Source organism: Agrobacterium genomosp. 2 str. CFBP 5494 (assembly GCF_900013495.1).
GTDB lineage: Bacteria > Pseudomonadota > Alphaproteobacteria > Rhizobiales > Rhizobiaceae > Agrobacterium > Agrobacterium pusense.
Genome location: NZ_LT009718.1, coordinates 680,392 through 705,655, shown reverse-complemented (window position 1 = coordinate 705,655; position 25,264 = coordinate 680,392). Strand labels below are relative to the sequence as shown.

General features: G+C 60.4%; 24 protein-coding genes and 1 tRNA gene. 15 read left to right on the top strand and 10 right to left on the bottom strand.

Going from position 1 to position 25,264, the window contains the following annotated elements:
- Nucleotides 1–36: 36 nt before the first annotated feature.
- Nucleotides 37–2,697 carry a MobF family relaxase gene (mobF, locus tag AGR2A_RS03335; RefSeq protein WP_072493916.1) on the top strand — a complete coding sequence of 887 codons (2,661 nt, stop codon included), beginning with the start codon at nucleotides 37–39 and terminating at the stop codon, nucleotides 2,695–2,697.
- Complete coding sequence (locus AGR2A_RS03330) at nucleotides 2,687–2,917, top strand: hypothetical protein (RefSeq protein WP_072493915.1); 231 nt, start codon at nucleotides 2,687–2,689, stop codon at nucleotides 2,915–2,917. Before mobF ends, AGR2A_RS03330 begins: the two co-directional genes overlap by 11 nt.
- Nucleotides 2,918–2,978: 61 nt before the next feature.
- Here the strand turns inward: AGR2A_RS03330 and AGR2A_RS03325 are convergent, their stop codons facing one another.
- On the bottom strand, nucleotides 2,979–3,326 hold the full coding sequence (locus AGR2A_RS03325; protein WP_072493914.1) for a hypothetical protein: 348 nt from the start codon (nucleotides 3,324–3,326) through the stop codon (nucleotides 2,979–2,981).
- A gap of 12 nt (nucleotides 3,327–3,338) precedes the next feature.
- Between AGR2A_RS03325 and AGR2A_RS03320 the strand changes: the two genes are divergently transcribed.
- Both AGR2A_RS03320 and AGR2A_RS03315 read left to right on the top strand, forming a co-directional pair.
- The gene (locus AGR2A_RS03320) at nucleotides 3,339–4,001 is read left to right on the top strand and encodes a hypothetical protein (RefSeq protein WP_072493913.1); all 663 of its coding nucleotides are present in this window, start codon (nucleotides 3,339–3,341) and stop codon (nucleotides 3,999–4,001) included.
- A gap of 128 nt (nucleotides 4,002–4,129) precedes the next feature.
- Nucleotides 4,130–5,743, top strand: a complete 1,614-nt coding sequence (locus tag AGR2A_RS03315; RefSeq protein ID WP_345787898.1) for a recombinase family protein — start codon at nucleotides 4,130–4,132, stop codon at nucleotides 5,741–5,743.
- Here the strand turns inward: AGR2A_RS03315 and AGR2A_RS03310 are convergent.
- The 3 genes from AGR2A_RS03310 to AGR2A_RS03295 all read right to left on the bottom strand — a co-directional run bounded on the left by AGR2A_RS03310 (nucleotide 5,714) and on the right by AGR2A_RS03295 (nucleotide 9,725).
- Nucleotides 5,714–5,790: transfer RNA gene (locus AGR2A_RS03310), tRNA-Arg, on the bottom strand. The genes AGR2A_RS03315 and AGR2A_RS03310 overlap by 30 nt on opposite strands.
- Before the next feature lie 217 nt (nucleotides 5,791–6,007).
- Entirely contained in the window at nucleotides 6,008–7,426 is a 1,419-nt protein-coding gene (locus AGR2A_RS03300; protein ID WP_006698926.1) for an ATP-binding protein, read from the bottom strand.
- Nucleotides 7,427–7,670: 244 nt separating this feature from the next.
- Nucleotides 7,671–9,725 (bottom strand): methyl-accepting chemotaxis protein, encoded by a 2,055-nt coding sequence (locus AGR2A_RS03295; RefSeq protein ID WP_072493887.1) that lies wholly within the window; start codon nucleotides 9,723–9,725, stop codon nucleotides 7,671–7,673.
- A gap of 351 nt (nucleotides 9,726–10,076) precedes the next feature.
- Between AGR2A_RS03295 and rpmH the strand changes: the two genes are divergently transcribed.
- From rpmH to yihA, 4 genes are read left to right on the top strand one after another with little or no spacing between them, the layout of a single operon-like run.
- Nucleotides 10,077–10,214 (top strand): 50S ribosomal protein L34, encoded by a 138-nt coding sequence (gene rpmH, locus AGR2A_RS03285; protein WP_003493611.1) that lies wholly within the window; start codon nucleotides 10,077–10,079, stop codon nucleotides 10,212–10,214.
- 35 nt (nucleotides 10,215–10,249) lie between these two features.
- Complete coding sequence (rnpA, locus tag AGR2A_RS03280; protein ID WP_004439680.1) at nucleotides 10,250–10,633, top strand: ribonuclease P protein component; 384 nt, start codon at nucleotides 10,250–10,252, stop codon at nucleotides 10,631–10,633.
- Nucleotides 10,633–12,435, top strand: coding sequence for a membrane protein insertase YidC (yidC, locus tag AGR2A_RS03275; protein ID WP_004439678.1), 1,803 nt, complete (start codon nucleotides 10,633–10,635; stop codon nucleotides 12,433–12,435). Before rnpA ends, yidC begins: the two co-directional genes overlap by 1 nt.
- Nucleotides 12,432–13,085: a ribosome biogenesis GTP-binding protein YihA/YsxC gene (gene yihA, locus AGR2A_RS03270; RefSeq protein ID WP_004439676.1), complete on the top strand. Its 654-nt coding sequence runs from the start codon at nucleotides 12,432–12,434 to the stop codon at nucleotides 13,083–13,085. The genes yidC and yihA overlap by 4 nt, the downstream gene beginning before the upstream one ends.
- Before the next feature lie 12 nt (nucleotides 13,086–13,097).
- On the opposite strand, the gene AGR2A_RS03265 is transcribed toward yihA, so the two are convergent.
- Complete coding sequence (locus AGR2A_RS03265) at nucleotides 13,098–13,475, bottom strand: hypothetical protein (protein ID WP_022555534.1); 378 nt, start codon at nucleotides 13,473–13,475, stop codon at nucleotides 13,098–13,100.
- Nucleotides 13,476–13,741: 266 nt separating this feature from the next.
- Between AGR2A_RS03265 and argB the strand changes: the two genes are divergently transcribed.
- On the top strand, nucleotides 13,742–14,626 hold the full coding sequence (argB, locus tag AGR2A_RS03260) for an acetylglutamate kinase (RefSeq protein ID WP_004439672.1): 885 nt from the start codon (nucleotides 13,742–13,744) through the stop codon (nucleotides 14,624–14,626).
- Nucleotides 14,627–14,672: 46 nt separating this feature from the next.
- Here the strand turns inward: argB and AGR2A_RS03255 are convergent, their stop codons facing one another.
- On the bottom strand, nucleotides 14,673–15,590 hold the full coding sequence (locus AGR2A_RS03255; RefSeq protein WP_006698923.1) for a DMT family transporter: 918 nt from the start codon (nucleotides 15,588–15,590) through the stop codon (nucleotides 14,673–14,675).
- 106 nt (nucleotides 15,591–15,696) lie between these two features.
- Here AGR2A_RS03255 and AGR2A_RS03250 point away from each other — a divergent pair, with 106 nt between their 5' ends.
- Nucleotides 15,697–16,410, top strand: coding sequence for a pyrimidine 5'-nucleotidase (locus AGR2A_RS03250; RefSeq protein WP_004439667.1), 714 nt, complete (start codon nucleotides 15,697–15,699; stop codon nucleotides 16,408–16,410).
- Nucleotides 16,411–16,510: 100 nt separating this feature from the next.
- On the top strand, nucleotides 16,511–17,107 hold the full coding sequence (locus AGR2A_RS03245) for an EF-hand domain-containing protein (RefSeq protein WP_006698922.1): 597 nt from the start codon (nucleotides 16,511–16,513) through the stop codon (nucleotides 17,105–17,107).
- A gap of 41 nt (nucleotides 17,108–17,148) precedes the next feature.
- Here AGR2A_RS03245 and AGR2A_RS03240 read toward each other — a convergent pair whose 3' ends face one another.
- Nucleotides 17,149–17,406, bottom strand: coding sequence for a DUF1150 family protein (locus tag AGR2A_RS03240; protein ID WP_003503706.1), 258 nt, complete (start codon nucleotides 17,404–17,406; stop codon nucleotides 17,149–17,151).
- A gap of 56 nt (nucleotides 17,407–17,462) precedes the next feature.
- Nucleotides 17,463–17,888: an Hsp20 family protein gene (locus AGR2A_RS03235; RefSeq protein ID WP_006698921.1), complete on the bottom strand. Its 426-nt coding sequence runs from the start codon at nucleotides 17,886–17,888 to the stop codon at nucleotides 17,463–17,465.
- 202 nt (nucleotides 17,889–18,090) lie between these two features.
- On the opposite strand from AGR2A_RS03235, the gene AGR2A_RS03230 reads away from it, so the two are divergent.
- Nucleotides 18,091–19,035, top strand: coding sequence for a nucleoside hydrolase (locus AGR2A_RS03230; protein WP_006698920.1), 945 nt, complete (start codon nucleotides 18,091–18,093; stop codon nucleotides 19,033–19,035).
- 69 nt (nucleotides 19,036–19,104) lie between these two features.
- Here the strand turns inward: AGR2A_RS03230 and AGR2A_RS03225 are convergent, their stop codons facing one another.
- Entirely contained in the window at nucleotides 19,105–21,438 is a 2,334-nt protein-coding gene (locus AGR2A_RS03225) for a methyl-accepting chemotaxis protein (RefSeq protein ID WP_072493886.1), read from the bottom strand.
- Nucleotides 21,439–21,604: 166 nt separating this feature from the next.
- Complete coding sequence (locus AGR2A_RS03220; RefSeq protein WP_004439649.1) at nucleotides 21,605–22,465, bottom strand: TIGR00730 family Rossman fold protein; 861 nt, start codon at nucleotides 22,463–22,465, stop codon at nucleotides 21,605–21,607.
- Between the two features lie 143 nt (nucleotides 22,466–22,608).
- On the opposite strand from AGR2A_RS03220, the gene dapD reads away from it, so the two are divergent.
- The 3 genes from dapD to AGR2A_RS03205 are packed head-to-tail and all read left to right on the top strand — an operon-like array spanning nucleotide 22,609 to nucleotide 25,255.
- A complete protein-coding gene (gene dapD / locus AGR2A_RS03215) occupies nucleotides 22,609–23,463 on the top strand; it encodes a 2,3,4,5-tetrahydropyridine-2,6-dicarboxylate N-succinyltransferase (protein WP_006698917.1) in 855 nt (284 codons plus the stop codon).
- Between the two features lie 15 nt (nucleotides 23,464–23,478).
- Nucleotides 23,479–24,675 (top strand): succinyl-diaminopimelate desuccinylase, encoded by a 1,197-nt coding sequence (dapE, locus tag AGR2A_RS03210; RefSeq protein WP_072493885.1) that lies wholly within the window; start codon nucleotides 23,479–23,481, stop codon nucleotides 24,673–24,675.
- Nucleotides 24,659–25,255 (top strand): hypothetical protein, encoded by a 597-nt coding sequence (locus AGR2A_RS03205; RefSeq protein ID WP_004439642.1) that lies wholly within the window; start codon nucleotides 24,659–24,661, stop codon nucleotides 25,253–25,255. The genes dapE and AGR2A_RS03205 overlap by 17 nt, the downstream gene beginning before the upstream one ends.
- Nucleotides 25,256–25,264: the final 9 nt, after the last annotated feature.

Here is a 25,264-nt window from a genome sequence, read left to right as displayed (position 1 = left end):
TGACGCGACCATCGTCTCAGATACGGAGACGAGACAATGGTTGCGACCTGGACCCCGGCGGCGAATGCCGGATATTATTCGAGACAGACTGGCTACTATGCGAAGGGGGGCGGCGTCGAGCCACGCGGTGTCTGGTGTGCGCCGACCGGTGATCACGGGCTGACCGATGGCGCGCTGGTCAACGCCGATCTGTTCGAGCGGCTGTTCGCCGGGAAGGATGCGAACGGGCGGTCGCTCGTTACGAATGGCGGCGGTCGGCTCGACCGGGTGCCTGCCTTCGACATCACCCTGTCCGCCCCCCGTTCGGTCTCACTGGTCTGGGCGCTTGGCGATCAGCAGACGCGGCAGGCGATCGAAGCGGCCCATGCCAAGGCGGTACGGCAGACGCTGGAACTACTGGAGCGCGAGGCGGCCTTCGCCCGGCGGGGCCGGGGCGGCGAGCGGATCGAACGGGTGGCGCTGACGGCGGCGCTGTTCCGCCACGGCGAGAGCCGCCCGGCCGAACATGCCGACGGTGTGATCTTCGCGGACCCCAATCTCCATACGCATTGCGTCGTGCTCAATCTCGCCACGCGGGGCGACGGTTCGGTCGGCGCGCTGCATTCGACCGTTCTGCGTGACTGGAAAATGGCGGCGGGAGCGGTCTATCACGCGGCCCTCGCAGCAGGCGTGATGGACGCGGGCCCCACTCTCGACCGGATCGGCAGGAACGGAATTTTTGAGGTCGCTGGCATCGGTGACGATGCCATCCAATACTTCTCGGCGCGCCGGCAGGAGATCGTCGAGGAACTGGCGCAAGCCGGTGTCGAAAGCGGCAATGCTGCCGCTCTTGCCGCCGTCGTTGCAAGGACCACGCGCGCCGCCAAGACGGCCGGAACTGCCTCGCGCGAGGATGCCTGGTCAGCCGCCGCGCGACGCATCGGCTTCGATCTCGAAGCCTCCGTATCGATGACAGCCGAGCCTGGCGCGGACGGCCAGCCCCCCGAAACCCTGCTTGCCGAACGGCTGGCAGCCTTGCCAGCCCGTCTTACGGAAACCCGCAGCGTGCTCGATCGTCGCGACCTCTTCCGCGCGGTGGGAGAGGCTCTGGTCGGCACGGGTTTTGGCGCGGAACGTGTCGAACTGGAGATCGATCGCCTTCTCGCCAACGGTCTATTCATAGAGATCGGCCGCGACCGGCTGGGCCTTCCGCGTTATTCGACCCCGGAAATGATCCGCATCGAGCGTGATGTCGCAGAAATGGCGGCTGCGGCCGCCATCGCCCAGGCATATGTGGTGAGCAACACGATGCTGGTCGAGGAATGCCGCCGCAAGGGCCTGAGCGAAGAACAGACGGCTGCCGCCATCGAAGCGGGACGACCGGTGATGATCTCGGTCATCGAGGGAGCACCGGGCACAGGTAAATCGACACTGCTGTCGCCAGTCGTGCGGTGTTGGAAGAGTTCCGGCTATCGTGTTGTCGGTGCTGCGACCGCATGGCGTGTCGCCAATGCGCTACGCGACGATCTTGCCATCGAAGCGCGCGCGACGGCGTCCTGGCTTGCCCGATCACAGCAGGGGAAACCATTCCTTGACGATCGCACGGTGCTGATCGTCGATGAGGCCGGACTTCTGTCGTCGCGGGAGATGCATGCTCTTCTGACCGAAGCACGAAAGGCACGGGCCAAGGTTCTGCTGGTCGGCGACCGCGACCAGCTTCAGGCGATCGGCGCGGGATCGGGCCTGCGGCTGGTGGCGCATGCCGTGGATACAGCGAAGGTCACGATGATTGTGCGCCAGCATGAGCGCTGGGCGCGGGAGGCCGTCACAGCGTTCGGCGAGGGCGACGCGAAGGCGGCTCTCAACGCCTTTGCCGAGCGTGGCCTTCTGAAAGAAGTCGACGGCCAGGCGGCGGCGATCCGCGCGGCGGTCGATCGGGTCGAGGATGTCCTGCTAGGTGCGCATCCCGAGTCCGCGCTGATCCTCGCCAGGACAAACGCGGAGGTCGCGGCGATCGGCCACGAAGTGCGCGGGCGGCTGCGGGACCATGGCATGGTCACGGGTGGCGACGTGACTGTCACGGCCGTCACGCCCTCCGGGCATGCCACCGGTTTGTTGCTCGCCTGCGGCGACCGTATCCGGTTCCTGGCGCGCAATAACGATCTCGGCGTCGTCAACGGCACGGTCGGGACCATCACGAACATGTTCATGACGGACGAAGGCGTATCCGCGCAGCCGTCCGGCGCGATCATGATCGAGGCACGGATCGAGGAACGGACTGTCCGCTTCAGCACCGCCGACATCGCCGATGAGCAAGGCCGCGCCAGACTCGGCTGGGCTTATGCCTCGACATTGTACGGCGCGCAGGGAATGACCGTCGACAAGGCTTCCGTCCTGCTAACGCCGGCATTCGACCGGCACGACATCTATGTTGCCGCCAGCCGCGCCCGCAAGGAAACGGCGCTGATCGTCGATCGCACCCGCATTGATGCCGAAATGCGCGAAGGGACGAATGCACTGGGCGAACCCGATCCGGATCGCCGCCGCGAATGGCTGGCGGAGCGGCTTGCCGCACGGCACGTCAAGGAAACGACGCTCGATGTCGCCGTAGCCTTCGGGTCCGCCGCAAACGCCAAAGAACAGGAGGTTCCACCGCCGCCTACTTCTCTCACGCGGGCGACCCGCAGCGCAGGCCGGGAGATCGATCATGCGCTCTGATCCGGCCACGACGACACCCCCGACCATCCGTTACCGCCCTGGTGTTGCAAGGCCCGTGCGCCGGAAGGCGACGCTCGGCAACCGGACGGACAAGGCCCGCTTCACCGTCACCAGCGACTGGCCGGACCCCGTGCCGGCGACGGGCGGCGAGGCCGCGGTGATCGAAAGCTTCCTGTCGGAGGCCGTCAGCCATCTCTTGGCCGGGATCGGCCGGGGATGATGGCATTGGATACTGGAACGGAACCCTGTGGAGCGAATGCGGCGAAGCCGCAAGGCAATGGTTAATCGATCCCGGCTTTGCTGAAAATGAATTGAATAAAAATGCAGTAAAAATCAAAATATTCCAGAATATATTTTTTAACTATAATTGCGCCACAAATGTTGACATTGTCAGAGAAAGAATATAACCAGAAATAATACTTGATTTGTCGCCACAGTTGCGCCACCTTATCTCCATAGCCAATGGAGACAGCAATCATGTATTCCCGATAACCATCCCCGTCCCGCCTCATTGCCGAGCTTGAGGCCGCACGCCCGCGGCCGTTCCACGCCCGGCGCTTCCCCTTGACTATGCAGACGCCGGGCACAGCACCCCCTCGCAGGCGTTCTGTACCTACAAACACAACCATAGGATGCGTAACATGAAGACAACGACTACCTCCGGCTCCATCGCCTCCGCCACCCGTTCAATCCGTCGCACGCCGGGGCAGAAGCCGGACGCAACCATCGCCGCTCCCGTGATCCCGGCAATCGTGCCTGGCCGCCTGCACGATGTCGTCAACGACACCAAGTCCCGCGCCTTCTGCGGGCCGACGGCGGTGGCGACAATCACCGGGGAGCCGGTGTCGCGCGTGCGGGACGCCTTCCGTCTTGTTCGCCACGGTGCGGGCTGGACGGAATACGATCGCGCGCCGGCGATCACGGGGACGCGGGACTATGAAGTCCAGCGCGTGCTGCGGCTGTTCGGTTACGTCGGAAGCTGGCGCCGGATTGCGGGGCTGCCGACGCTTGCCGCCTATCTGGAAGGGCGAACCGGCGTGGAGCGGACGCATCCGTGCGTCGTTCATGTCACCGGGCACTGGGTCGCCGTCAGCGGCTGGGTGTTCTGCGACACGTTCAGCAAGGGAAAGGTCGTCGATGCCGACGAAGCTCCTGGTCGTCGCAAACGGGTCAAGGACGTGTTCGTGATCACCTCGCGCTGCCCACCGACCGCAGACATCCCGACGAAGGCCGCGACGGTTCGCACTGTCCGGTCCGCCGTGAAGCGCGGGACGGTGGCGGACATGACCGCTGTGACGCGGTAATGCGGGCATATGACCGGCATCCGGGCTCCATCGCCCCGGATGCCCCGGTAGGCTCACGCAATGAAAAGGAGTTCGCCATGACCATGCCCCTGAAACCAGAAGCCTTCGACGCGACAATCGCGCCGGTCTTGCGCGCGGTCGCCTATCTGCGTGTATCGACGGGACGGCAGGCCGAGAACGACCTGTCGATCCCCGACCAGCGCAAGCAGATCGCCGCCTTCTGCATCTCGAAGGGCTGGCGTCTGGTCGATGAACATGTCGAGCCGGGCGCGACGGCGACCGATGACAATCGCCCCGCATTCCAGCGCCTTATGGAACGGGCCACGGACGGCGACCGTCCCTATGACGTTGTTCTCGTCCATTCCTACTCGCGCTTCTTCCGTGACAGTTTTGGGCTGGAGATGTACATCCGCCGGCTCGCCAAGGCCGATGTTCGGCTGATCTCGATTACGCAGGAGCTCGGCGACGATCCGGCCCAGGTGATGATGCGCCAAGTGATCGCGCTCTTCGACGAATACCAGAGCAAGGAAAATGCGAAGCACGTCATCCGCGCCATGAAGGAGAACGCGCGGCAGGGCTTCCATAATGGTGCGCCCGTTCCTCTCGGATATCGCGCCGTCGAGGTCGAGCGGCGCGGTAACAAGGCAAAGAAACAGCTTGCGATCGATCCCGTGGAGGCGGAGACCGTCCGCATGATCTTCCGGCTCTACCATACCGGCGACGGCAAGTCCGGGCCGCTCGGCACGAAGGAGATCGTCAAGCGGCTGAACGCCATGGGCGAACGCACGAAGCGCGGCGCCCGTTTCGGGGTCGGTACGCTGCACGGCATCCTCACCAACCGCACCTATCTCGGCGAGATGGTGTTCAATCGGCGCGATTCGCGCACGTTGAAGGCAAAGCCCGCCTCCGAGCATGTGATCGTGGCTGTACCCGCGATCATCGACCGCGACGAGTTCGAGACCGTGCAAAGTATGTTGAAGGTCAGGAATCCGAGAGTAACACCGCCGCGCGTCGTCACGGGGCCGATCCTGCTGACGGGCCTTGCCACCTGCGCCACCTGCGGCGGCGGCATGACCTTGCGCACGGGCACGTCGAAGAACGGTACGGTGCATCGCTACTACACCTGCTCCAACGCCGCCCGCGCCGGCAAGAGCGTCTGTGCAGGCCGCTCGATCCGGATGGACACGCTCGACGAACTGGTTGTCGAACATCTGTCGGATCGCCTCCTCACCTCGACCCGTCTGACGGAAATCCTCGCTGCCATCTCGGTCGGCCGCGCCGCGAAGGCTGCCGAGGTCGATGGCCGAATTATTCGTCTGCAAGGAGAGCTAACGGAGACCGAAACCCGGCTCAAGCGCATCTACACGACGATTGAAGAGGGAATCGCAGAAATGGACGACATCCTGCGCGAGCGCATCGCTTCCCTCAAGATCGACCGCGAGCGCATCCAGGCCTCCCTCGATCGCGCAAGGACGCATGCCGTGCCCGCCTCCGACATCCCGCCCGCCGTCGTCGAGGAGTTCGTCAGGATGATGCGCAAGAACATCACCACCGGGGATACTCCCTTCCGCAAGGCCTACATCCAAGCCGTTGTCGATCAGGTTCAAGTCGGGGAAAGAGAGGTCAAAATCATCGGGAACAAGGCCGCGATCCATCAGGCCATGAGCGGCAGCAAAAAATTTTGGCCCGGTGTTCGCAGTTTTGAACGGAAATGGCGCACCCGAAGAGATTCGAACTCCTGACCCCCAGATTCGTAGTCTGGTGCTCTATCCAGCTGAGCTACGGGTGCGTGCCGTTCCGGTCGTTTCCGGTGGCGTGGCGATCCTCTAAAACGTCCTCATTCCGATTGCAAGCGATTTTGCTTCGAAATTGTCATTTTTCCGCAGCAATTCAATTATCGCATTGAAAATAAACGACATTCCTAAACGTGAGTTTTCGAGAGCGCGTGAGCCGCATATCATCCAGCGGGTATGAAGGCTGCGCTGGACTATCCGGCTGGGGGTCTTTCAGGCGGTTCTGGCCGCCTGCACCGTCGTGGCGCGATCGGCGATTTCGATGCGGAACTGCGTGCCGGGGCCCGGCTTCTCGACAAGCGCGATGGTGCCGCCGTGGGCCAGCACCAGTTCGCGGGCGATGACCAGGCCGAGCCCTGTGCCGCCGGAACGGGCCGAGCCCCTGAAGGCGGAAAACAGGTTCTCCTTGGCCTTCCGCGGCATACCCGGACCGTTATCGTCGATCACGATGCTGACAACGCTGCCGGCCCTCTGACCCGAGATTGAAAGATACCTCGGCGCGGCATTGGCGGCATCGGATTGCAGGGCCTGGACGGCATTGCGACACAGATTGTGGATTACCCGGAAAAGCTGCTCCGAATCCGCATCCACCGTCAACTCCGCGGGCACGCTGTCGCGGAATTCAATACCGCTGTCCGGCTCCAGCGCCAGGATATCGCGCACGTCCCGCACCAGAAGGCTCAACTGCACCATCTTGCGTTTCGGCGCACCTTCCGTCGCCTGGCCATAGGCCAGAACTTCGCCGGTATAGGCAACGGCACGGTCGATGGTACGCAGCAGTTTCGGCGCGAAGCTTCGCACCATCGGGTCCTTTGCATCCACCAGACGGTCAGACATCAACTGCGCGGATGAGAGGATGTTGCGCATGTCGTGGTTTATCTTCGAGACGGCGAGGCCGAGATCCACGAGGTTTTTCTGTTGCCGCAGCGTTTTCTGCAGTTCCGTCTGCATATCGGCGAGATGACGCCCGGCAACGGCCAGCTCGTCCGTTCCCTCCTCCGGCACGAAAATCCGCTCCGGGTTGCCAGGATCTTCCGAAAAATTCTGCATGCCGAGCGTCAGCCGGCGTATCGGCCGTATCATGATGCGGTTGATGGAGATGAAAATGAGGCCGGCGGTGATCAGCGACAGAACGATGGAAATGAGGAACACATTGCGGGCATAGGCCAGCATGGCAGCCCTGAGCTTGTTCTCGCCCAGCACCAGTTCGATGATGGTGTCGCTGTCGCCAACGACATCGAAAACGCGAATGACGCGGTTACCGCCGAACAGCAGGGTGGAAAAGGCATCGCGTACTGCGGCCACCTGCGACACATCGGAAAGATCATATTGCTCATCGACGCCGGGCGGGGTTTCCGCAGCCGCCAGCAGCCGCGACGTACCGTCCTTGCGCAGGGCTATCAGTTTTGCCCCTGTCGCCATCAGGGTATCGTTCTGCACACTTCGCGGCAATTCGGCCTGCAGTCCGTCAATCACCGCGCCGGCCGCGGCAGCCGTATTCAGACGATCCCGCAACCAGGACAGGCGCATATTGGCGACGGAAGGCACGAAGATGAGCACTTCCGCGATCATGACAAAAATGACCGTGAGCAACAGCAGCCGCCCGGAAAGACCGGCAGTCAATCCCGGCATGCCGTGCGCCGGATTGTCTTCCGTGCGGTCCAAGCTGTCTACGCCTTTAGAAAACACCGGGCCCTGATCCTGTATGCGCGCCGCCGCTTCGGTTGAACGGCTCGGTTTATATGCACCAACGATAATAGGACCTAACGGATTTTTTCCAATGCGCTGCGACGCAAGGTTTTCATCGCAATAAAACAAACGCCGCCACAAGGCGGCGTCTGAAGCAAAAAGGCGGCTTAGTTATCAGGCAACCCCGTCAGAATTCCTGCCAGTCCCCCAGCGCCGGCGCTACGGCTGGCTGAGCGCTGAGTGCCCGGCTGACGCTGTTCATCAATTTGCGCGCCGGAGAAGCCACCGCCGTCGTTCTGTCTGACACTGCAACGGGCCGCATGGGCTGCGCGGCGCGGGCCGGACGCGACACGGTCTCGGCGCGAAGGTTCCGCTGAACACCATCCGCGCCGACATTGAAGCGGGTCACCAGCGTGACAAGATGGTCCGCCTCGCTGCTGAGCTTATGGGTTGCGGCCGAGGTTTCCTCCACCATGGCGGCATTACGCTGTGTAACCTGATCCATCTGGTTAATGGCCGTATTCACCTCGTGCAGGCCTGTGGACTGTTCCTTCGCCGCGGTAGCTATGGAGTGGATATGCTCGTTGATCGCCAGGACGCGCGTTTCGATCTCACTCAAAGCGCTGCCGGTTCTCTGGACCAGCGATACCCCGCGCCCGACTTCCTCACCGGACTTGGTGATCAGCGCCTTGATGTCCTTGGCCGCCGTTGCCGAGCGCTGTGCGAGCTCACGCACTTCCTGAGCGACGACTGCAAAACCCTTGCCTGCCTCGCCGGCCCTGGCCGCTTCCACGCCCGCATTCAGAGCAAGGAGATTGGTCTGGAAGGCGATTTCATCAATAACATTGATGATCTGGCTGATTTCCCGCGACGCATGCTCGATACGGTCCATCGCCGAAACGGCATCGCGTACGACATTGGCGGATTCTTCGGTCTTCTGCTTGGTTTCAGCCACCATAGCGCTGGCTTCCTGGGCGCGGTCGGTGGAATTTCGGACGACGGCAGTGATCTCGTCCAGAGCGGCGGATGTTTCCTCGAGCGCCGCGGCCTGCTGTTCCGTTCGCCTGGAAAGATCATCGGCGGCCGAGCGCAATTCGCCGGCATTACCGCTGATACCCTCCGTGCTGCTGCGCACTTCGCGCATTGTTTCCCGCAGCTTGGCCAGCGTCTGGTTGACGTTCGACTGGAGTTCGGCGAACACGCCGCGGAACTCGCCATCCATCTTCTCCGTCAGATCGCCCCGCGCAAGACCTTCGATGACGCGGCTGGTCTCGGAGACACCATTGTCCACGCCGATGAGCAGGGCGTTGATCGTGGCTGCGAAACGGTTGAGGTTGTCGTCGCCATAATCCTTGTTGATACGGCGGCTGAAATCCCCCGCGGCGGCGGCATCGACGACAACGGCCATGCCGGCCTGCAGGTCGTCACTCTTGGCCCGCATGGCGGATTCCTGAGCGTTCATGCGGCGCACTTCGCGGCCATTGGTCTTGAAGACCTCGACGGCCGCGGCCATTTCGCCGATCTCGTCCTGGCGCCCAAGGTAGGGAACTGCCGCATCCAGATTTCCGTCGGCCACCTCGCTCATGACTTGGGATACCCGGCGGATCGGCGCACTCAGTTGACGCGTTCCGATATAGAGGCCGAAAGCAGCTCCCGTCCCCACGCCGGCGACAGTCACCGCGACAATCACCCAGAATATGGCAGTGCTGAAAGCGTCGACCCCCGCCTTGACGACTTCAAGCTCGGCAATGTCGTTTTTCACGATACTGTCGATCTCCGCCTGATAGGCCTTGCGATTAGCGCGGTTTGCTTCGTTGTTGCCCTGCTGGCTCGCCGCCTGCGGCCCGCTTTCCTTAGCCAGCCGGACGGTCTCCAGGCGGAAAGTCCGGAATTCCTTCGAGCGGCCGGCAAGCTTGTCGAAACCAGCCTTCTGTTCCGCCGGCACGAGCGGTGCCCAGCCGGTAATGAGCTTGTCCATGGCGTCGAGGTTCTTGACCATGCCGTCGGCAAAGGGTGCGGCCGCAGCAATGTCCGCCGCTGCATAGATGCCACGCGCCTCCATGACGACTGCCGTTACCAGACGGTTGAGCGCCTCGCCCTTGTAAGCCCGTTCGGCCGCTTGCTCGAAATGGTGCGACCGAACCCAGAATTCGTTGATCGCATAGATGGACAGCCCGCCGATGGTACAGGCAACAAGGCTCATCAGCCCGACAAGTAGATTGATACGACCGCGAATTCTCAATTTCGTTCCCCCAACAAAAACCAGCTGCGTTATGAAAATGGGAAGCTGGCATAACTTTTCGCGTCACAAGATTTATCAATGCGGCCTTAAGAAAGAATTTCAGATTTTATCGATTGCGGATGGGAATCGGCCCTCATCGGCCGTCGACGAGAGAAATCGCGGTGCGTTTTCCGCAAAAGGTGAAGGCCGAAAACCCCTTCGGCAATTGACTTTGCTTGGCCTATGCCCTTATAAGCCGCGCACGCTCGGCCATTGAAAGCTCGCCCAGGCGGGTTTAGCCGTGCAAAAAACGAAACGCTCTTGCAAATAATTGCAAATTCAAGAAGGGCCGCACACCGCGGTATTAAATAAATGTCGAAGCGTACCTACCAACCGTCCAAGCTTGTTCGCAAGCGTCGTCATGGTTTCCGTGCCCGCATGGCTACTGCCGGCGGCCGCAAGGTTCTCGCAGCCCGCCGTGCGCGCGGCCGCGCTCGTCTGTCGGCTTAATTGCCGATCTGTGGCCCGATGAAAGTCGCGGGCACATGAGCGAGACTAAGAAAAGCCCCGGCCGGCTTAAAAACCGGTCGGAGTTTCTTGCCGTTCAGGCAGGTGAAAAACGGCGGGGAAGCACCTTTCTTCTGGAAGTGCTTGATCGGAAATCCCCGGAAACCGAGCCTCGCGTCGGTTTCACCGTAACAAAAAGACAAGGCAACGCGGTCGAGCGAAATCGCATGCGCCGCCGTCTGAAGGAAGCCGTCAGGCTTTCTGCCGGGGTCGCAATGAAGCCCGGTCATGACTATGTGATTGTCGCCCGCAGGGATGTGCTTGATACGGCCTTCCCGAAACTTCAGTCTCTCCTTGCCGAGCGCATTGAAGGAACGGCGAAACCGAAACGGTCCCAGGAGACCCGCTCCAGGAAAGAATGATGGAAAAGAACCGCAATTACTTCATCGCGATAGCCCTTTCGGTTGTCATCGTCCTCGCCTGGCAATTCCTTTACATGAATCCGCGTATCGAGCAGCAGCGCCGCGCCGAAGAGGCCCGCCAGGCGCAGCAGCAGACCACGCAGCAACAGCAGCCGGCGCCGGGCGCCGCACCAGGTGCTGCCGTTGAAGGCGCACCGCCCGCCTCCTCACCGCAGACTGCCGCAACGGCGACCCGCGAAGAGTCGATTGCAAGAACCCAGCGTGTGGCCATCGACACCAACGCCATCGCCGGCTCGATCAATCTCACCGGCGCCCGCTTCGACGACATCCGGCTCAAGGACTACCATGAGACCGTCGATGACTCGAGCCCGATCATCACGCTGTTCTCGCCCGCTGACACCAAGGACGGTTACTTCACCGAACTCGGTTACGTTGCAGCGCAGGAAGTCGGCGGCGTTCCCGGTCCGACCACCGTCTGGACGCTCGCAAGCGGCGACAAGCTGACGGAAAACACGCCCGTCACCCTCACCTACACCAATGCCAAGGGTGTGATTTTCTCCCGTACGGTTTCGATCGACGAGCATTACATGATCTCGGTCGCCGACAAGGTTGAGAACCCCGGCCAGGCGGCCATCTCCTTCGCCACCTATGGCCGCGTGACGCGTAACAACAAGCCCGCAGTTCCCCCGGTCTTCGTCATCCATGAAGGTTTTCTCGGCGTTTCGGGCAAAGATGGCAGCCTGACGGAAGAAAAGTACAAGGACGTCGAAGAAGCACCGGTAACGGTTGCCAAGGCGACCGGCGGCTGGCTCGGCATCACTGACAAATATTGGGCTGCGGCCATCGTTCCGCCCCAGACGACGCCATTCGAAACCCGTTATTCGCACATCACCGGCAATCAGCCGAGCTATCAGGCAGATTTCAAGAGCGACCCGATGACGGTCGAGCCCGGCCAGTCGATCGAGCTGAAGAGCCTTGTTTTCGCTGGCGCCAAGGAAGTGCCGCTGGTTGACCGTTACGAGACGACCTACGCAATTCCGAAGTTCGACCTTCTGATCGACTGGGGCTGGTTCTACTTCATCACCAAGCCGATGTTCAAAATGATGGATTTCTTCTTCCGTTATTTTGGTAACTTCGGCGTAGCGATCCTGCTCACCACCATCGTCGTCAAGGCCCTCTTCTTCCCGCTCGCCAGCAAGCAATATGCTTCCATGGCGAATATGAAGCGCGTGCAGCCGAAGATGGAAGAGCTGAAGGCCAAGCACGGCGATGACCGTATGGCCATGCAGCAAGCGATGATGCAGCTCTACAAGGAAGAAAAGATCAATCCTGTTGCCGGCTGCTGGCCGATGCTGCTGCAGATCCCGGTCTTCTTCGCGCTCTACAAGGTCATCTACGTCACCATCGAAATGCGGCACGCGCCGTTCTTCGGCTGGATCCACGACCTTTCCGCGCCGGACCCGACATCGCTGTTCAACCTCTTCGGCCTTCTGCCTTACGATGTGCCGCACTTCCTGATGATCGGTGTCTGGCCGCTTGTCATGGGCATCACCATGTTCCTGCAGATGCGCATGAACCCAACGCCGCCCGATCCGACACAAGCGATGATCTTCAACTGGATGCCGCTGATCTTCACCTTCATGCTGGCCTCCTTCCCGGCCGGTCTGGTCATCTACTGGGCATGGAACAATACGCTCTCCATCACCCAGCAGGCGGTCATCATGAAGCGCCAGGGCGCCAAGATCGAGCTGTTCGATAACATCAAAGGGCTGTTCAAGCGAAAGCCGGTGCAATCGAAATGAGTGAAACCGGCGCGGCAACCGAAAAGCCACTATTCGGACGACCCTGGATTTTCATTCGCGGCGTCCCCGCGATGAAATTCCTGCCGCCTGAAGGGCCGCCGGAAATTGCCTTCGCCGGTCGTTCGAATGTCGGCAAGTCCTCGCTCATCAATGCGCTGGTGGGCCACAAAGGGCTTGCCCGCACCTCCAACACGCCGGGACGCACCCAGGAGCTGAATTATTTCGTTCCCGATGGTTACTCCGGTGCTGAGGGCGATCTTCCGCCGATGGCGTTGGTCGACATGCCCGGTTATGGTTATGCGCAGGCCCCCAAGGATCAGGTCGATGCCTGGACGAAGCTCGTCTTCGATTACCTCCGCGGCCGTGCGACGCTGAAGCGCGTCTACGTGCTGATCGATTCCCGCCACGGCGTGAAAAAGAATGACGAGGAGGTTCTGACCCTCCTCGACAAGGCGGCTGTGTCCTACCAGATCGTGCTGACGAAGACGGACAAGATCAAGGATGCCGGCGTGCCGCGGCTGATTGGCGAAACGCTTGAGAAAATCCGCAAGCGCCCTGCCGCCTATCCGGAAGTTCTCGCCACATCCTCGGAAAAATCAGTCGGGCTGGATAACCTGCGGGCGGAGATCATCAGAACGATCTCTCTTTGAGAGGCGTGCCTCTCAGGCGATGGTGAAAAGCAGAACGGCGGTCCAGAGCATCGCCGTCAAAGCCAGAAGGCGCCAGAAGCGCACGGAATGCCAGATTTCCGAGAGCATGGCTGCGAACATGCTGCCACTCCGCAACGGCTGGCTCCTGAATGGCAGACCGGATCGGCGGGGGTCCCGTTCCAGCAACGCAGCGACGGTCGCATTTTCGCGATATTCGGTTTCCGCCAGATTGTCACGCCAGCGCCTGACCATGGCCGCGAACTGCCTGTCGCGTTTTACGCGCTTGGCAAGCTCCGCCATGCTTTCCGGCGGCAGGGCACCCAGCACATATTCGCCCGCGAGCACTTCGTCCCGCAAACCGCTTTGCTTGTCTCGATCGGGTGCCGTCATGTATTTAATCACTCCTCGGTCGTTCAGGTGCACCATTTCCACGGCGCGAGACATCTCCATCACCCTGAATTAATCCCTCCCCTTCATCAGCAAGGCTGGTCCCATTGGCCCTTTATGTCAATCTCATTACAGGGCCGGAACAGGCAAAAAAAAGAAATTTGACCGCAGCCGACACAATAAGGCCCGGAGGTTATTTCATCCGTCAAAGACTTGCTTTAGAGCGGTGACAGGCTTCAACGGCCGCAACCACAGACCGAGGTTTTTAGATGACGTCTTCCGAAAGCGAAACTCAGGCGCGGCTGCTCGCACAGGCTCTGCCTTTCATGCAGAAATACGAGAACAAGACCATCGTGGTGAAATATGGCGGTCACGCCATGGGCGATTCCACGCTTGGCAAGGCATTCGCGGAAGACATCGCCTTGTTGAAGCAGTCGGGAATCAACCCCATCGTCGTGCATGGCGGCGGCCCGCAGATCGGCGCCATGCTGAGCAAGATGGGCATCGAGTCAAAATTCGAGGGCGGCCTGCGCGTCACCGACGCCAAGACGGTCGAGATCGTTGAAATGGTTCTGGCCGGCTCGATCAACAAGGAAATCGTCGCCCTCATAAACCAGACGGGCGAATGGGCCATCGGCCTGTGCGGCAAGGATGGCAACATGGTCTTCGCCGAGAAGGCGAAAAAGACCGTGATCGACCCCGACAGCAACATCGAGCGCGTGCTCGACCTCGGCTTCGTCGGCGAAGTCGTGGAAGTCGACCGCACACTGCTCGACCTGCTCGCTAAATCGGAAATGATTCCGGTCATCGCACCGGTCGCCCCTGGCCGCGATGGCGCGACATACAACATCAATGCCGATACCTTCGCCGGCGCGATTGCGGGTGCACTTCACGCTTCGCGTCTGCTGTTCCTCACCGACGTTCCCGGCGTTCTCGACAAGAACAAGGAACTCATCAAGGAGCTCACCGTCTCGCAGGCACGCGCCCTCATCAAGGACGGCACGATTTCCGGCGGCATGATCCCGAAGGTCGAGACCTGCATCGACGCCATCAAGGCTGGTGTTCAGGGCGTGGTGATCCTCAACGGCAAGACGCCGCATTCCGTCCTTCTGGAAATCTTCACCGAAGGCGCCGGCACGCTCATCGTGCCCTGATGTGCTTCAGGGTGGCGGACGGCAAACCTGTCCGCCACATCAGGCATTAGCCGAATGCCAGAAGCGACAGCACACCGACCACAATCAGCAGACAGCCGGACAGTTCAAGCCGGTTGATCTTCTCCTTGAAGAAAAGCACCGTCGAGGCGAAGGCGAACAGCATCTCCACCTGCGCCAGTGCCTTCACCACGGCGGCCTGCTGCAGGGTCATTGCCGTGAACCAGCCGAACGAGGCCGTGGCACCCACGAAACCGACCGCAAGCGACGGTTTCCACACCCTGACGATGCGCCGCAGTTCTTCCCTCTCCCGCCAGATGATCCACAGGAACATCGATACCGTCTGCATGACGATGACGATGACGAGGGTGAAGCCCGCCTGCATCATCGCATCCGGGGCAGGCAGGCTTGGTGCTAACGCCAGCGATGCCGACCGATAGGCAACAGACGACAGTCCGAAGAACGCACCCGAGGCGAGGCCGATACCCGCCGTTCGGCTGAAGATCGAGGTCATGAAGGAAGCGGGCGTTACTTCCGTGCGCGCCACGGAAATCAGCATGACGCCGGCGACCGAAATCGCTATCGCCGCCAATGTACCGCCCGTGACGCTCTCGCCTATGAAAATGAGAGCAAACAGCGCCGCCTGTGCCGGCTCCGTGCGGGAGTAGGCCGTGCCGACAGCGAAATTGCGGAAAGAGAACAGGTGCACCAGAAGGAATGTGGCGGCGATCTGCGCCATGGCCCCGACCGTTGCCCACACGGCGAAGGCCATGTTCGGCACCGGCAGCGGACGGCCAAGCCCAAGATGCAGGAATGCAAGATAAGCGAGAGCGAAGGGCATGCCGAACACGAAGCGCACAAACGTTGCACCCGTGGTGCCCATCATGCCCTTGAGGTGTTTTTGCAAAGTCGAGCGCAGGTTCTGCAAAAACGCGCTTGCGAAAGTAATGCCTATCCAGAGTTCCATGGCTTTGGCGGTATCATGCGCGCGAGGCCGCAGCCAAGCCCGAATTTCTGATCAATCGTCCTCTTTTCGATTTTCTTCAGCATTCGAAACAGGCATAAAGCTGCCCATGGACACAAAGCCGAAAAACCTGCCAGACGCCGCCGATTTCGCCCATGTCAGCGAATGGGTCTTCGATCTCGACAACACGCTCTATCCGCATCACGTCAATCTGTTTTCCCAGATCGACCGCAACATGACGGCCTATGTGGCGGAGCTTCTGAAGCTCGACCCCGACGAAGCGCGCGCCTTGCAGAAGCGTTATTATCACGACCACGGCACGACGCTGCAGGGCCTGATGATCCATTACGGCATCAGCCCGGACGAGTTTCTGGAACGCGCCCATGCAATCGACTACTCGGCGCTGAAACCGCATCCGGAACTGGGTGAGGCCATCAAGGCTTTGCCGGGTCGGAAGTTCATCCTCACCAATGGCAGCGTCAAGCATGCGCAGGCTGCCGCCGGAGCGCTCGGCATTCTCGATCAGTTCGAGGATATTTTCGATATCGTCGCCGCGGGTTATTTGCCGAAACCTGCCAGCGCAACCTACGAGAAGTTTGCAGCACTTGCAAAACTCGATACGAAAAAGGCTGCGATGTTCGAGGATTTGCCGCGCAATCTCGCGGCCCCGAAAGCGCTGGGCATGAAGACAGTGCTACTCGTGCCGTCAAATCTTGAGGGCGTCATCATGGAACGATGGGAAATCCCTGATGTGACGGATGAGCATATCGACTACGTTACCGACGATCTGACCGGGTTCCTGACAAAAACCATCGCCCGCTGAGTAGCGAACATTACCGAAGCTTCATGCACCTTACGGATGTTTAAGTGGTGGGCCTTGCTGGACGTCACTATCTTTTCTTCAGGGACACCAAAGAAAGGTAATGACGATGACCACACGCAAAATCGCCCTGTCTGCTCTTGGCGCAGCCCTTGTGCTCAGCACGGCCGCAACGGCCAGTTTCGCCGCACCTGGTAAAGGCCATAAGGATCGCATGCCGATCCGCCAGGAGGCTGCCTTCGTTCACCTGCTGAAGGTGGCCGACACGAACAAGGATGGCAAGATTTCCAAGGAGGAATTCACCGCCCGTCAGGATGCCCTGTTCGCTGAGATCGACAAGGACAAGGACGGCTCGATCACGCCAAAGGAAATGCGCGAATATCGTCAGGCAAAGATGGAGGCCTTCCGGGCCGCTCACCCGCGCCCCAAGCGGGAAGAGGCCAAGGCGGATGAAGCCAAAGCCCCTGAGGGCAAGCGTGCCGAGCGTGACCATGGTGGTCGTTTCGGCCATCAGGGCTGGGGCAAGCACGGCGGTAAAGGTGGCGGCTTCGCGCTGATCCGCTGGGCCGATACTGACGAGAACGGCCAAGTCAGCAAGGCCGAATTCGCCGCCGCCGGAGAAAAGATGTTCGAACGACTGGACAAGAACAAAGACGGCGTCATCTCCATCGACGACATGCCGGACCGGCCGTTCCTGTAAGCCAAAAAAGCAGAAAGCCCGCTCAACCGGCGGGCTTTTTCTTAATGCAGACTGACGGTTTTAAGATCGTCTTCCGCCGCCTTGAAGAAGGTGCTCGAACGATTGTCTGTCAGGAGAATTGGCGTCCCGTCCGCGCCGAACAATGCCCAAAGGTCCAATTGCGGATCTAGATCGGGCGCCTCCGGGAAACAGCGGCTGACGTCTTCCGCTCGGATCTTGCGGATATATCCCACTTCTCCTTCGCCGATATGGGCGAGCTGGGATTGGGTGAGACGCGCATGCGCTTCTTTCAAAAGCATATTTCAGCCTCCTTCTTCACGCCGAGCGATTCATGTCCGATTCCGGCGTTCATGGTCTACTCTGAGACGGAAATATTAATTTTCTTTACCACGTTTGAAATTTCGGGCCGGACCAGATCGATGGAAAGAAGGCCGTTGCGCAGGCGCGCCTCCCTGACTTGCATGCCATCGGCAAGCACGAAGACCCGCTGGAACTGGCGTGCCGCGATGCCTCGATAGAGAAAATCGCGCTTCTCCTGTTCCTGCTGGCGTCCGCGAATGACGAGCTGATTATCAGCCGTCGTCACGTCGAGATCATCCTCGGAGAACCCCGCCACGGCAATGGTGATGCGCAGGCGTTCCGGTACGTCATCGCTGCCGGGCAGGCGCTCAATATTGTAGGGAGGATAGCCGTCATTGGCCTTCGCCATGCGCTCCAGCGTCTTTTCCATGGCATCGAAACCCAGCAAAAGCGGGTGGGTGAATGGCGTCATGCGGCTCATATCTGTTCTGTCCTTGCAACCAAGCGACGTTTAGCGGCCCCGCTTCCGGCAACCTCGCCGGTCAATCGCACCGGCCCCTGCAATATGGGAAGCCGAACCGCGATGCGCAAGTCAAAGCGACCGGTGAGCGCCGGCAGGAAGAGGCTTGACAAGTGAGCACCCGCGGCTCGAAAAAAGCGCTCATCTCAACGGCGGGCAAGACATGGCAGAACGCAGAAAAATCATTATCGACACCGATCCGGGACAGGACGACGCAGCCGCGATCATGCTGGCTTTCGGCAGCCCGGAAGACATCGAAATTCTGGGGTTGTGCGCAGTTGCCGGCAATGTTCCCCTGAAGCTGACAAGCCGTAACATTCGCATCATCTGCGAATTGTGCGGTCGCACCGACATTCCCGTTTACGAGGGCGCCGAAAAGCCGCTGGTGCGCAGGCCCATCACCGCCGAACATGTTCACGGCAGTACAGGTCTCAACGGCCCGGTTCTCGACGAACCGACCATGGAGGCAGAAAAGCAGCACGCGGTCGATTTCATCATCGAGACGGTGATGCGGGAGCCTGAGGGCACCGTTACCCTCTGCACCCTCGGGGCCTTGACCAACGTGGCGCTAGCGCTCCTGAAGGCGCCGGAGATCGCCGATCGCGTCAAAGAATTGGTGATGATGGGCGGCGGCTTCTTCGAGGGCGGCAACATCACGCCCGCGGCGGAATTCAACATCTATGTGGATCCGCAGGCTGCCGACATCGTCTTCCGCTCCGGCATGCCCATCGTCATGATGCCGCTCGATGTCACGCATCAGTTGCTGACGACCAAGGCACGCGTCAATCGCATTCGGGAGATCGGCACGAGGCCGGCGATCGCCATGGCGGAAATGCTGGAATTCTTCGAGCGGTTCGACATCGAGAAGTACGGTTCGGATGGCGGTCCGCTGCATGACCCAAGCGTTATTGCCTATCTCATCAAGCCCGAACTGTTTGAGGGCCGCGAATGCAATGTCGAGATCGAGGTCCATTCCGAACTGACCATGGGCATGACCGTGGTGGACTGGTGGCGCGTGACGGATCGCCCCGCCAATGCTCGCGTGATGCGGAAGGTGGATGCAGATGGTTTCTTCGAGTTACTGACGGAGCGTTTCTCGCGTCTTTGACAGACGCTGATGATAAAAAAGGCCGCTGGCGATACCAGCGGCCCTTTATATTTCAAACGGAAAACCGCATCAGAATTCCGTCCAGTCATCCTGAGCCAGCGCATTTGCGCCGCTGGTTCTAGGACGCGCGCGGGGCGCAGCTGGACGGGCGGACGTCGGGGCGGCAGCAGCGGGAGCGCGCATGGCCGCAGCGGCGGCACGCAATTGCTGGCTGGGCTGACCGCCGGAAACTACGAAACCGGCGACAAGCGATTTGAGCGTTTCGGCCTCGCTGTTGAGCGTCACGCTGGCCGCAGTGGTTTCCTCCACCATCGCCGCATTTTGCTGGGTGACCTGATCCATCTGCGTAACGGCGGAGTTGACTTCCTTCAGGCCCACCGCCTGCTCACTGGCTGAGGCCGAAATCTGCCGTATAAGCTGGTTGATCTGCAGAACCTGATCGGCGATCTTTTTCATCGTGTCGCCGGCCTTGCCGACCAGCTGAACACCCTCGCCCACCTGCGTGGCCGAGGTATTGATCAGACCCTTGATCTCCTTGGCAGCAGTTGCAGAGCGCTGCGCGAGTTCGCGCACTTCCTGTGCGACAACGGCAAAGCCCTTGCCGGCATCACCCGCGCGGGCCGCTTCCACCCCCGCATTCAGCGCCAGAAGATTGGTCTGGAAGGCGATCTCGTCGATGACGCCGATGATGCGAGAGATTTCCGCCGAAGATTGTGCAATGCCCTGCATGGAGTTCACGGCCTGCTGCACGACCTCGCCAGACTTGCCGGCGTCTTCACAGGCATGGCTGACGGCACCGGCCGCCTCTGCGGCGTTTTCGGCGCTGGAATTGACCTGGGCGGTCAGCTCGTTAAGCGCAGCGGCAGTTTCTTCAAGGCTGGCGGCCTGCTGTTCCGTGCGATGCGAGAGATCGCTGGCGGCGCGGGTGATCTCACCGGTGCCATTGCCGATGCTGACGACGGTTGCGTTGACGGTGGAAACCGTTTCCTCGAGGCTGGCAAGCGCCGAGTTGAAGTCCTCGCGCAGCTTTGCATACTCACCCGGGAACTCGTCCTGAATGCGGTAGGTCAGATTGCCCTGCGACAGGGCATTCAGGCCGGAACCGAGAACGCTGACAATGTGCTGCTGCATACGGCTGTTTTCATTGCGCTCGAATTCAGAGCGCTGGCGCTCCGTTTCGGCGTGACCACGCTGGGCGTCGGCTTCGGCCTCCATCTCCCGGATACCGGCAAGCTTGGCGCGGAAACCTTCAAGCGCTGTCGCAACCGAACCGGTCTCATCCTGCCGGTCTTGACCGGAGACGGGCACATCGTAGCGACCGTCGCTCAGCGTCCTGACGTCGGTAACCAGCGATGCAAGCGGGTTGCGGACGAAATAACGGACTGCAAAATAAAGCGCTGCAATGACGGCGGCAAGAATGACGATCGCACCGATGATCATCAGATAGGTCTGCTCCTGAACCGGAGCGTTCAAGGCCTGATGGGGAATATCCACAAGGACGACCCAGGTTGCGTTGAGCCCTGGAACGGCGAAGGGATAAACGAGACGGTTATACGGCGCGTCGGTATCAAGGCCGAGGTCTTCGATGAGGCCCTGCTTGCCCGAAGCGATCGCGGTCTGGACAGTGGCTGCGCCCTCTCCGTCATAGGCTTTCATGTTCTGCTCGGGCGTCGGCGGCACCAACCACTGGCCACCCTGGGAGACGAGCGTCACACGGCCGGTTTCGAAAGGATGCAGAGCCTGCAGTTTCTGGGTGAGAGACGCGAGCGAAATATCGACACCCGCCACGCCGATCATCTTGCCATCCGACATGACGGGATAGGCAAGAGAGGTCATGGTGGTCGGCACTTCCGTGCCTTCGGCGAGATAAGGTTGGGTAATCGCTCCCTTGCCGGTCTTGGCGGCCAGCGCATACCACTCCGCTGCGTAATCGTTCTTGAAGGTCGAGAACTGGATATCGCCCCTCTGGGTCTTGGACCAGTAAGGTGCGAAGGCGCCGGTCGCGTTGGTGCCGAGATCGAGCCTGTTGGCGATCTCTGTCGTCTGACCATCGAAAAGACCGAGCTGTTCGCAGAACCAGCTGCCGAATGCAAAAGTATTCTGCTCCACATTGGCCTTGAGGATGTTGACGATGCCAGGGCGATCCATCGACTTCGCCTGATGCGCCCGACCGATGACGCCAGCCATTGAGCGGGCAGCGCTGCCGAGTTCACCGACATCGGCGGCGATGACGTTGGCGATGGCGCGGGCTTCCGTATTGGCCTGATCCATGGTCAACGCGTGCACGCGCTCACTGGTCTGGGAGATGAGGAAAGAATTGGATGCAACGAGAACCGTGGTGATGGCACAGCCGGTTACGAGGATCAGCTTGGTCGCAAGCGACTTCACTTTGAGATTGAACATTTAGGCCCCAATGGAAATCGTCAACCCGAAGGAGCTGACGTCAACGGATGACAATCTCCGTCATGGAGGCCCGTCCGCATGGGACAGTGCGCTGCAGCGCGACAGGGCGAAGTTAGAATATGATTGCTAATTAAGCCCTAATAATACTTCGCCGCGCCGTGCATCTTCAGTGTTCGTAGTAGTCGGAGATGATCTTCCAGGCATCGTCCGCCGTTTCGGCAAAGTGCAGGAGATTCATATCCTCGGGAGCGATGGTGCCGAAATCCGCCAGGAACTCGAAATTGACGACGGATCGCCAGAACTTTTCTCCAAAAAGAATGAGAGGGATCGGGGCCATGCGCTTGGTCTGGATCAGCGTCAAGGCTTCAAAAAGCTCATCGAGCGTGCCAAAACCGCCGGGGAAAACCACCACGGCCTTTGCCCGCATCAGGAAGTGCATTTTCCGGATCGCGAAGTAGTGGAAATTGAAGCTCAGTTCCGGCGTTACATAAGGGTTGGGCGCCTGCTCGTGCGGCAGGACGATATTGAGGCCGATGGAAGGGCCGCCGGCATCCATGGCGCCCCGGTTACCCGCCTCCATGACGCCGGGACCGCCGCCGGTGACCACCACATATTCCAGGTGACCGGATTTCGCGCCGTAGTCGGTGCAAAGGCGGGCGAATTTGCGTGCTTCGTCGTAATAAACCGAGGATTGCTCGAGATTGCGCTTCTGCGTTTCATTGCGCGCCGCCCAGGCCTCTCCTCCCGGTTCGGGAATGCGGGCGCCGCCAAACATGACGACGGTGGAATTGATCCCGCGTTCGGTGAGCGCCATTTCCGTCTTCAGAAGTTCCAGCTGCAGCCTGACGGGTCGCAATTCCTCACGGCAGAGAAAGTCCGTATCCACATAGGCCAGCCGGTAGGACGGGGAGTCCGACTGCGGCGTCTTGACAACGACCTCGGCCTGCTGCTTGTCCACAGCGCTGCGCTTCAAGGGGTCCCATACCCCGTCCTTGCGCCGCAATTTGCCGTTTTTCAGTCGTGTCATTTCCATGCCTTTCGTCTGCGGCGCCAAATCACCCAAATCGCATTGACGCCTTTCCAACACTCCCTTAGATCAAATGGCCAAAGCCTTCCAGCGGCACGGAACCCGCCGTGAGCACGAACACACGCGACTTTAAGGAATTTTCCATGAGCCTCACGGATCTCTCTTCCCTCGAAACGATCATCGAAACCGCCTTCGACAACCGCGACAGCGTGAATGTATCGACGAAGGGCGAGGTTCGCGACGCCGTGGACACATCTCTTCAACTTCTCGACAGCGGCGAGGCACGCGTTGCTGAAAAGCAGGCGGATGGAAACTGGAAGGTGAACCAGTGGCTGAAAAAGGCCGTGCTTCTCTCCTTCCGTCTCAATGACATGGAAATCGTGACCGGTGGTCCGGGCGAAGCCACCTGGTGGGACAAGGTTCCGTCGAAGTTTGAAAACTGGGGTGAAAATCAGTTCCGCGCCGCCGGTTTCCGCGCGGTGCCAAACGCCGTCGTGCGCCGCTCGGCTTACGTGGCCAAGAACGTCGTGCTGATGCCTTCCTTCGTCAATCTCGGCGCCTATGTTGATGAAGGCACGATGGTCGATACCTGGGCAACGGTCGGCTCCTGCGCGCAGATCGGCAAGAACGTGCATCTCTCCGGCGGCGTCGGTATCGGCGGCGTTCTGGAGCCGCTGCAGGCAGGGCCCACCATCATCGAAGACAATTGCTTCATCGGTGCGCGTTCGGAAGTCGTGGAAGGCTGCATCGTGCGCGAGGGCGCTGTTCTCGGCATGGGCGTCTTCATCGGCAAATCGACCAAGATCGTTGATCGCGCCACCGGCGAGATCACCTACGGCGAAGTCCCGCCCTATTCCGTCGTCGTTGCCGGCACCATGCCGGGCAAACCGTTCCCGAATGGCGAGCCGGGCCCCAGCCTCTATTGCGCCGTGATCGTCAAGCGCGTCGATGAAAAGACCCGCTCCAAGACCGGCATCAACGAGCTTCTGCGCGACTGATATAAAGCTGATACCATGACCACGACCGATCCCGTTGCCAATCTCGCCGCCCTCATCCGTTGCCCTTCGGTGACGCCTGCGGAAGGCGGCGCGCTTACTCTGCTTGACAACCTGCTTTCTCCGCTCGGTTTTGCGGTGGAAAAAATGGTGGCGAGCGAGGCGGGAACACCCGATGTAGAGAACCTCTATGCCCGTCTCGGCAACGAGGGGCCACATCTGATGTTTGCGGGCCATACGGATGTGGTTCCCGTTGGGGATGAGGCCGCGTGGAGTCACCCACCTTTTGCCGCAGAGATTGCCGGTGGCGAAATGTTCGGTCGCGGTGCGGTGGACATGAAGGGCGGTATTGCCTGTTTTGTTGCCGCCATTGCCCGCCATATTGAAAAACACGGCAAGCCGCAGGGCTCCGTCTCCTTCCTGATCACCGGTGACGAGGAAGGCCCATCAATCAACGGCACTTCCAAGCTGCTGGAATGGGCTGCTGCAAAGGGCGAGACGTGGGACGCGTGTGTCGTCGGGGAACCGACCAATCCCGACCAGCTGGGCGACATGATCAAGATCGGCCGCCGGGGATCGCTCTCCGGTCGCATCACGGTCCATGGCGTGCAAGGCCACGCCGCCTATCCGCATCTCGCCGACAACCCAATTCGCGGTCTGCTGCAGTTGACGCATGCGCTGATGCATCCGCCCTTTGATCACGGCACGGATAATTTCCAGCCTTCCAATCTCGAAGTAACGACCGTCGACACCGGCAACGCCGCCACCAATGTGATCCCGGCGCGGGCGACCGCCTCCTTCAACATCCGTTTCAACGACACATGGACAGCGGAGAGCCTTCGGGCGGAAATCATCCGCCGCCTCGATGCCGCTGCGGCAGACGGCGAGCTTCGCCCCGACCGGACACCGGTAAAGTACGAGATCGTCTGGGCGGACCGACCGGCCCATGTCTTTTTGACCCGGAACAATGCCCTCATTTCGTCGCTGTCAGGCGCGGTGGAGGCCGTGACCGGCAAGGAGCCGAAGCTTTCAACCACCGGCGGCACGTCGGATGCGCGCTTCATCAAGGACTATTGCCCTGTCGTGGAGTTCGGCCTTGTCGGGCAGACCATGCACATGGTCGATGAGCGGGTAGCCATTGCCGATCTTGAGACGCTGACGCTTATTTACGAAACCTTTATCGAGCGCTGGTTCGCCCATGCCGACGGCAAGTGAAGTAAGGCTCTATCTGACGGGCCTGTGGCTGTTGCTGCTCGGCGACCATAATGGCGCACGTTACCTGGACCTGACCGAACGCGGCATGTGGCGGTCCTTCTATTCCGTCCTTTGGTGCCTGCCCGCCATGCTGGTTTCCTGGCTGTGGCTGCGGGCAGCGTTTCTCGCCAGCTACCCGCCGGGAACAGGAACGGGGTTCATCTTCTTCTTTCGCCTGGCGATGGTGGAGGCCATTTGCTGGATCGTGCCGCTGCTTTTGATCGGCATGTTGCTCTTTGCCTTTGGCGCACGTGAAAAATTCACGCCTCTCGTTACCACCATGAACTGGCTGTCGCTGCCCTTCTCATACGCCTACGCAGTTCTGATCCTGATTGCGTTCTTCCTGCCACCGTTGCAGGGGCTGATCGCGATTTTGTGGCTGGCGCTGCTTCTGTCGCTGGTCTTTGCCTTTTCACGGATCGTGCGGTTTTTTATCCGCGACCAGTCGCTGCTCGTCTCCGCCATCGTCATGACGCTACTGGTGCCCGGCATGCTTCTGTCGGAAGCGTTGCAGCGCTTTCTCGGTGTCTATCCGGCCTGAGAGAATTAG

Bases quoted from the DNA above. Each gene is read 5' to 3' on its own strand.
- AGR2A_RS03245 (WP_006698922.1), top strand. From the start codon at position 16,511: ATGACGATGACCACACGCAAAATCGCCCTGTCTGCTCTTGGCGCAGCC.
- AGR2A_RS03255 (WP_006698923.1), bottom strand. From the start codon at position 15,590: ATGGAACTCTGGATAGGCATTACTTTCGCAAGCGCGTTTTTGCAGAAC.
- AGR2A_RS03235 (WP_006698921.1), bottom strand. From the start codon at position 17,888: ATGAGCCGCATGACGCCATTCACCCACCCGCTTTTGCTGGGTTTCGAT.
- AGR2A_RS03230 (WP_006698920.1), top strand. From the start codon at position 18,091: ATGGCAGAACGCAGAAAAATCATTATCGACACCGATCCGGGACAGGAC.
- AGR2A_RS03225 (WP_072493886.1), bottom strand. From the start codon at position 21,438: ATGTTCAATCTCAAAGTGAAGTCGCTTGCGACCAAGCTGATCCTCGTA.
- dapD (WP_006698917.1), top strand. From the start codon at position 22,609: ATGAGCCTCACGGATCTCTCTTCCCTCGAAACGATCATCGAAACCGCC.
- AGR2A_RS03265 (WP_022555534.1), bottom strand. From the start codon at position 13,475: ATGACGGCACCCGATCGAGACAAGCAAAGCGGTTTGCGGGACGAAGTG.
- AGR2A_RS03320 (WP_072493913.1), top strand. From the start codon at position 3,339: ATGAAGACAACGACTACCTCCGGCTCCATCGCCTCCGCCACCCGTTCA.
- argB (WP_004439672.1), top strand. From the start codon at position 13,742: ATGACGTCTTCCGAAAGCGAAACTCAGGCGCGGCTGCTCGCACAGGCT.
- AGR2A_RS03330 (WP_072493915.1), top strand. From the start codon at position 2,687: ATGCGCTCTGATCCGGCCACGACGACACCCCCGACCATCCGTTACCGC.
- AGR2A_RS03300 (WP_006698926.1), bottom strand. From the start codon at position 7,426: ATGCCGGGATTGACTGCCGGTCTTTCCGGGCGGCTGCTGTTGCTCACG.
- rpmH (WP_003493611.1), top strand. From the start codon at position 10,077: ATGTCGAAGCGTACCTACCAACCGTCCAAGCTTGTTCGCAAGCGTCGT.
- AGR2A_RS03205 (WP_004439642.1), top strand. From the start codon at position 24,659: ATGCCGACGGCAAGTGAAGTAAGGCTCTATCTGACGGGCCTGTGGCTG.
- yidC (WP_004439678.1), top strand. From the start codon at position 10,633: ATGGAAAAGAACCGCAATTACTTCATCGCGATAGCCCTTTCGGTTGTC.
- yihA (WP_004439676.1), top strand. From the start codon at position 12,432: ATGAGTGAAACCGGCGCGGCAACCGAAAAGCCACTATTCGGACGACCC.
- AGR2A_RS03250 (WP_004439667.1), top strand. From the start codon at position 15,697: ATGGACACAAAGCCGAAAAACCTGCCAGACGCCGCCGATTTCGCCCAT.
- mobF (WP_072493916.1), top strand. From the start codon at position 37: ATGGTTGCGACCTGGACCCCGGCGGCGAATGCCGGATATTATTCGAGA.
- dapE (WP_072493885.1), top strand. From the start codon at position 23,479: ATGACCACGACCGATCCCGTTGCCAATCTCGCCGCCCTCATCCGTTGC.
- rnpA (WP_004439680.1), top strand. From the start codon at position 10,250: ATGAGCGAGACTAAGAAAAGCCCCGGCCGGCTTAAAAACCGGTCGGAG.
- AGR2A_RS03325 (WP_072493914.1), bottom strand. From the start codon at position 3,326: ATGGTTGTGTTTGTAGGTACAGAACGCCTGCGAGGGGGTGCTGTGCCC.
- AGR2A_RS03240 (WP_003503706.1), bottom strand. From the start codon at position 17,406: ATGCTTTTGAAAGAAGCGCATGCGCGTCTCACCCAATCCCAGCTCGCC.
- AGR2A_RS03220 (WP_004439649.1), bottom strand. From the start codon at position 22,465: ATGACACGACTGAAAAACGGCAAATTGCGGCGCAAGGACGGGGTATGG.